We start from the raw sequence: 6,632 nt of genomic DNA, 5'->3' as shown, positions 1-6,632 counted from the left end.
GTGTCGAGTGTCAGATGGTGCGGCGTAAATGGAATCTGCTGATTCATTGTCGTGGCGATTAAGTTTTCGTTGATGTCGCGGGGATATTTCGCTTTCCGGAAAATCGGATTTCCTGCGGATGTGTATGAATGTAAATGCTGTCCGCTCGGGAAAAGGATTTGTCCGCTGCGGAAAAGGTTTGTTTGAGCAAATGCCCGCACACTAGCCCCGACGCGGCTGGAATCGGTTCTTTCACCGACTCCGGTTACCGCAAAAATTGCTGTTGCCGTCGCCTCAATGGCAGCCGATATTCAATGTCACATTGAATGATGGCATTCTCGGATGATGAGAGGGCGATGACAAAAGAATAACAGGCACGAGGGTAATGAAAACGTCATGATTCGTGAAATGATTGATATACAAGACGAATCGGGAAATGACGGCGTGGGTGTGGGTGCAAGGCATCGAGCGAGAAGAAATCGTCAAGCAAATTCGATCGATTAATTCGATGCCGGGGTCGTTCGTCGAGTAGCCGGTTTTTTTCCGGAAATCCGGAAAAACGGGGCGCCCGCCGGACGGAAAGGGGTGAGTGGTTTCGCGTGGGCCGCCGGGCGGTTTGATCGATCCGAAGGCCGTGCGCGGCGCTCTATCGAATCAGGCGGATACGAAAAATATGAATACGACAAGCATGGCAGGTCAGGGCGTCGGGTCGATCGATCCGGTGCCGGCTGTCAGCGTCAGCGATCCGGCGGCGCATGCTTCAGACCCGGGGACAGCATGGCGCCTTTCGCCGCCTGAATGACACATGACGGGCCGCCCGCGATGTGGGCCGGCGTCCGTTCGTCCAGCGTCCGAGCGACGCTTTTCCAATGAGATTCGACGTCGCCCTTCGGCGGGAGCGATGGCATGCGCGCGTGCGGACTGGCGACGCGTCGTGCGCCATGCCGCCGCCGGGCCGGCGATGTCGACTTCCGTGAATCGATAACCGGCTTTTCGCCGTCGCGCATCGTGCCGAACGGGCCGGCGCGGCGGTCGGTCGTGCACTCGCGATGTGGGTCGAGCATGCCGGGCAACGCTGTTCGTAGTGTTTATTAGTAATGCGAAGTGAGAGACGGGCGGCACGAGGCAGGCGAAAACGGAGCGGGTCCGCGCTTCGCCTGACGCCGCGTTCGCTGTTGCGTCATCCAGCACACGAAAACCGAGGGAACACAAGATGAACAAGTCGTTCAAGTCGATCTGGAACGAAGCACTGGGGGCCTGGGTTGCGGCTTCGGAGCTTGACCGCGCACGCGGCAAGCGTGTTGCGTCGTCGACGCGCGCGCCGGAATGCGCCGCGCACGGAGAAGCCGCGACGCACGCGGGCATGCCGTCGGCGCCTTCGGTGTCGAGACTGGCCGTGCTGACCGCGACCGCTTGTCTCGGGTTGTTCCATGCGAGTGCGCATGCGCAATACGCGCAGGATGGCGGTACCGCGTCGGGCGGCACGACGGCGATCTCGATCGGCCTCGGTTCGACTGCCGCGCAGCAGAATTCCACCGCGGTCGGCAACCTGTCGACGGCGCAGGGTTTGTCGGCCACGGCGCTCGGCCCGGGCGCACATGCGATGGGCGATGGTTCGACGGCCGTCGGCATCAACTCGCAGGCGACCGGCGTCAACAGTTCGGCGCTCGGTGTGCAGGCGATCGGTTCCGGCGACTATTCTGTCGCGATCGGCAACCTGTCGAGCGCGACCCAAAGCGGCGCGGTGGCGATGGGCAGCGGCGCGGCGGCGACCGGTGTTTCCGCCGTCGGGCTGGGCAACAACGCGCTGGCGTCCGGCCAGTACGCGGCGGCGATGGGGCTCGGCGCAAGTGCGGCGGGCGCGCAGAGCGTCTCGCTCGGCTATGCGTCGCATGCCACCAACACGGGCTCCGTCGCGCTCGGCAACCAGTCGACCAGTTCGGGCGCGGCCGGCGTGGCCGTCGGCAGCGGTGCGCTGACGACCGGGAATTCCGGCGTGGCGATGGGCGTGAACAGCGGTGCGAAGGGCACCGCGTCGATCGCGATCGGCTGGGGCGGCACCGCGGGCGTGCCCGGGTCGGGCACGCAGTCGCTCGGCACGAGTTCGATCGCGATGGGCTCGAACACGAATGCCGGCGCCGATCAGGCGCTGGCCTTCGGCCTGAACGCCAATGCGTCAGGCGTCAGTTCGATCGCGACGGGCGTGCAGTCGACCGCGACCCAGCAGTTCGCGACCGCGCTCGGCAATCTGTCGCTGGCGACCGGCGTGTCCGCCAGCGCGCTGGGGCCCGGGGCGACGGCGTCGGCCACGAATGCGACGGCGGTCGGTATCAACAGCGTCGCGGCGGCGACGTCGACCGTGGCGATCGGCGATTCCAACTCGGTTGCGGCGGCGGCAGGCGCGGGTTCGGTCGCGGGCGGTTACGGCTCGAAGGTGCTGGGCGGTATCGGCGCCGTCGCGCTGGGCTATGGCCAGACGGTGAGCGGCAACGGCGCGGTAGCGATCGGCGATCCGAGCACCGCGATCGGCACCGGCGCGGTCACGATGGGGTCGAACAACACGGCGAACGGCGACGGCGCGGTCGCGATCGGCAACACCAACAACGCGCAGGGCACGGGTTCCCTGGCGCTCGGCAATACGTCGACGGCAGCGGCGGCGGGCGCCGTCGCGTTCGGCGCGTCGGCCGTGGCCAACAACGCAAACGATGTCGCGCTCGGCTCGGGATCGACGACGGCCGCGCCGAATCCGACGGCCAGCGCGGTCATCGGCGGCGTCACGTACAGCTTCAACGGCATCAATCCGGCGAGCGTCGTCAGCGTCGGTAACGCGGGCAGCGAGCGCCAGATCACCAATGTCGCGGCCGGGCGGATCAGTTCGTCGAGTACGGACGCGATCAACGGGTCGCAACTCGCGGCGACGAACACGGCGCTCGATTCGCTGTCGACGTCGACGGCGTCGAGCATCACGTCGTTGTCGACCGGCGTTTCGTCGCTGTCGACCGGGCTGAGTTCGACCAATAGCGCGGTGACGTCATTGTCGACTTCGACGTCGACCGGGATCAGTTCGCTGTCGACTGGGCTGAGCTCGACCAATAGCGCGGTGACATCGCTATCCACGTCGACGTCGACCGGCATCAGCTCGTTGTCGACCGGCCTGAGTTCGACCGATAGTACGGTGACGTCACTGTCGACGTCCACATCGACGGGGCTGTCGTCGGCCAATAGTTCGATCGCGTCGTTGTCCACTTCGACCTCGACGGGCATCGGTTCATTGTCCACCGGGCTGAGCTCGACCGACAGCACGGTGACGTCGCTGTCGACGTCCACATCGACGGGGCTGTCGTCGGTCAATAGTTCGATCACGTCGCTGTCCACCTCGACGTCGACGGGTATCGGTTCGCTGTCCACCGGCCTGAGCTCGACCAACAGTGCGGTGACGTCGCTGTCCACGTCCACGTCGACGGTCGTCGGCTCGTTGTCCACGGGCTTGAGTTCGACCAACAGCTCGGTGACGTCGCTGTCCACGTCGACGTCGACGGGCATCAGCTCGCTGTCGACCGGCCTGAGCTCGACCAACAGCTCGGTGACGTCGCTGTCCACGTCGACGTCGACGGGCATCAGCTCGCTGTCGACCGGCCTGAGCTCGACCAACAGCTCGGTGACGTCGCTGTCCACGTCGACGTCGACGGTCGTCGGCTCGCTGTCGACCGGCCTGAGCTCGACCAACAGCAACCTGACCTCGCTGTCCACGTCGACCTCGACCGTCGTCGGCTCGCTGTCCACCGGCTTGAGTTCGACCAACAGCTCGATCACGTCGCTGTCCACGTCGACGTCGACGGTCGTCGGTTCGTTGTCCACCGGCCTGAGTTCGACGAACAGCAATTTGACCTCGTTGTCGACCGCCACGTCGACCGGGATCAGCTCGCTGTCGACGGGCCTCAGCTCGATCGCGAACAACAACACGAATCTCGGCAACAGCACGGCCGGTGCGATCGGCGGCGGGGCCACCTACGATCCGACCACCGGCACGATCTCGTCACCGTCGTACGTGACGTACAACAGCGACGGCTCGACGACGATCAACAACAACGTCGGCTCGGCAATCGACAACATCAACGCGAACGGCATCAAGTACTTCCACGCGAATTCGACCGCGCCGGACAGCCAGGCGCTCGGCCTGGACAGCGTCGCGATCGGACCGAACGCGATCTCGAAGGTCGACGGCAGCATCGCGCTCGGCTCCGGTTCGGTGGCCGATCGCGCCGTGGTGCCGTCGTCGGGCATCCTCCGCAACGGTAGCGCGTCGATCCCGTTCGACACGACGGATCAAACGCTGCTCGGCGCGGTCTCGGTCGGCGATGCGACGAACAAGACGTACCGCCAGATCACCAACGTCGCGGACGGCACCGGCCAGCAGGATGCGGTGACGGTGCGCCAGTTGACCGGCGCGCTGCAGTCGTTCGCGGTCACCGGCCAGAAGTACTTCCACGCGAATTCGACGGCGGCGGATTCGCTCGCGGTCGGCGCGGAATCGGTCGCGGTCGGGCCGACGACGGTCGTCAACGGCGACAACGGCGTGGGTATCGGCAACGGCGCGATCGTCGACCAGACCGCGCCGGGCGGGATCGCGATCGGCCAGGCGGCGAGCTCCGCGCAGTCCGACGCGATCGCGCTGGGTAGCGGCGCGACGGCGACCGGCGCGCAGTCGGTCGCGCAAGGCGCGAATGCGGTGGCGGTCAGTGTCGGCAGCGTCGCGCTCGGCTCGGGGGCGCGCAGCACGGCGACCGATGCGCTCGCGCTCGGTGCCGGTGCGTCGGCGACGTTCGCGAACAGCGTCGCGCTCGGCGCCGGTTCGCTGACCACGGTCGGCGCGCTGACGAACTATGTCGCGTACGGCCTGAGCAGCCCGCAGTCGTCGGCTGGCGAAATCAACATCGGCAACCGCCAGATCACCGGCCTCGCGGCCGGCAAGAACGGCACCGATGCGGTGAACGTGTCGCAGCTCGATTCGGTCGCGAACCAGCTGACGACGTTGATCGACCAGCGCACGGCCAACCTCGGCGGGCAGTACACGACGAACCCGAACGGCGCGAACGTGCCGCCGGGCGCGAGCGGTTCGAATTCGTCGGCGGGCGGCTCGGGGGCGGTCGCATCGGGCTCGAACAGCACGGCGGTCGGCAACAATGCGCTCGCATCGGGCAACGGCTCTTCCGCGATCGGCGTGGGCGCCACGGCAGCGGGCAACAACTCGACCGCGATCGGCACGGGCAGCAACGACGGCGGGCGCTCGAACGTGGTCGCGGTTGGCTCGGCGGATTCGGCGCGGCAGGTCGTGAACGTCGCGGCCGGTACGCAGGGCACCGACGCGGTGAACGTGAACCAGCTGAACGCGGTATCGAACCAGTTCACGCAGTCGCTGAACACGGTCAACAACCAGCTCACGCAGATGCAGCAGCAGATCCAGCAGACCGATTCGATGGCCCGCGAGGGGATCGCCGCGACCGCCGCGATGGCATCGATTCCGCACATGGACCGCGATTCGAACTTCGCGATGGGGGTCGGCACGGCGACGTTCCAGGGCCAGAAGGCCATGGCGGTCGGCGTGCAGGCGCGCGTCACGGAGAACCTGAAGGCGACGCTGAACGGCGGTTTCGCCGGCAGCCAGCGCGTCGTCGGCGCGGGCATGCTGTATCAGTGGAAGTGATCGTGCGCAGCGGTCCGTTCCGGCCCGCGTGGCCGGAGCGGACCGCGCCGAACGCCAACGTGCGCGGAGGCGTCGCGACATCGCGCCGCACGCGCCGTGCTCATCGCATTCTCGGAGTCATCAAGTGAAAAACATCCATCTTGTTCTGCTGGCGTCCGTCGTTTCCCTCGCGGCCTGTTCGAGTGCGTCGGGGCCGACGTACAACGCGTACGAGCTGCAGTCGCGAAACGGCATCCGGACGTTCCAGGTCGATTGCCACGGCATCCTGTCGACCGCGAAGACCTGCATGAAGGTCGCGACGCGCATGTGCGGCAACGAGCCCGTGCGCCTGGTCGACACCACGACGCCGTACCGCGACGGCGCCGATCCCCATTCGATCGTGTTCCAGTGCGGCGCGGCCCCCGCGCCGACGGCCGCGGCCGTTGCGCCGGCGCCCGCGCCGGTCGAGAAGGTGAGCCTGACCGGCGATGCGTATTTCGCGACGGACTCGGCCGCGTTGACGCCTGCGGCCACCGCCGCGCTCGACACGCTGCTGAACCGGCAGGCCGACCGGCATTTCGCGCGCGTGGAAGTGGACGGCTATACCGACGCGACCGGGTCGAATGCGCACAACCAGGCGCTGTCGAAGCGCCGGGCGGATGCGGTTGCCGGGTATTTGCGCGAGCACGGGCTGAAGGCGGACTCGTTCGCCGCGGCCGGTCACGGGGAAGCCAATCCGGCGGCGTCGAACGATACCGCCGAAGGGCGCGCGCGCAATCGTCGCGTGGAAATCTCGCTGCAGAAGTAGGACGCCGCGGCCAGGTTGCCGCAAGCGTGACCGTCGAAGCCAGGCGGCTCGCTTGCGGCAATGAGGCTCGACGCAGACAACGGCCGCGGGCAAGGCTCGTTACGGCGTGCGCACGCGGTGTCCGTCGCAGCGGCGCCGCCGCCGAGCGACGACTGGCGTCCG

Annotated in this window: 4 protein-coding genes; 2 read left to right on the top strand and 2 right to left on the bottom strand. The window is 66.8% G+C overall.

Annotation, left to right across the window (positions count from 1 at the left end; translation table 11 throughout):
- On the bottom strand, positions 1 to 200 hold a 200-nt coding region (locus H3O04_RS36055; RefSeq protein ID WP_237666219.1), incomplete at its 3' end, for a hypothetical protein.
- 516 nt (positions 201 to 716) lie between these two features.
- Complete coding sequence (locus H3O04_RS08165; RefSeq protein WP_237666218.1) at positions 717 to 1,043, bottom strand: hypothetical protein; 327 nt, start codon at positions 1,041 to 1,043, stop codon at positions 717 to 719.
- 149 nt (positions 1,044 to 1,192) lie between these two features.
- Between H3O04_RS08165 and H3O04_RS36530 the strand changes: the two genes are divergently transcribed.
- On the top strand, positions 1,193 to 5,683 hold the full coding sequence (locus H3O04_RS36530) for a YadA-like family protein (RefSeq protein ID WP_202587487.1): 4,491 nt from the start codon (positions 1,193 to 1,195) through the stop codon (positions 5,681 to 5,683).
- A gap of 124 nt (positions 5,684 to 5,807) precedes the next feature.
- Positions 5,808 to 6,470, top strand: coding sequence for an OmpA family protein (locus tag H3O04_RS08155; RefSeq protein WP_202587486.1), 663 nt, complete (start codon positions 5,808 to 5,810; stop codon positions 6,468 to 6,470).
- Positions 6,471 to 6,632 lie beyond the last annotated feature (162 nt).

It is taken from the genome of Burkholderia sp. KCJ3K979 (genome assembly GCF_016759955.1).
In the GTDB taxonomy this organism is placed as follows: domain Bacteria; phylum Pseudomonadota; class Gammaproteobacteria; order Burkholderiales; family Burkholderiaceae; genus Burkholderia; species Burkholderia orbicola.
Note: the sequence above shows the minus strand (reverse complement) of the source record. Positions and strands in the feature narration are given on the sequence as shown.

Bases quoted from the DNA above. Each gene is read 5' to 3' on its own strand.
- H3O04_RS08165 (WP_237666218.1), bottom strand. From the start codon at position 1,043: ATGCTCGACCCACATCGCGAGTGCACGACCGACCGCCGCGCCGGCCCG.
- H3O04_RS36530 (WP_202587487.1), top strand. From the start codon at position 1,193: ATGAACAAGTCGTTCAAGTCGATCTGGAACGAAGCACTGGGGGCCTGG.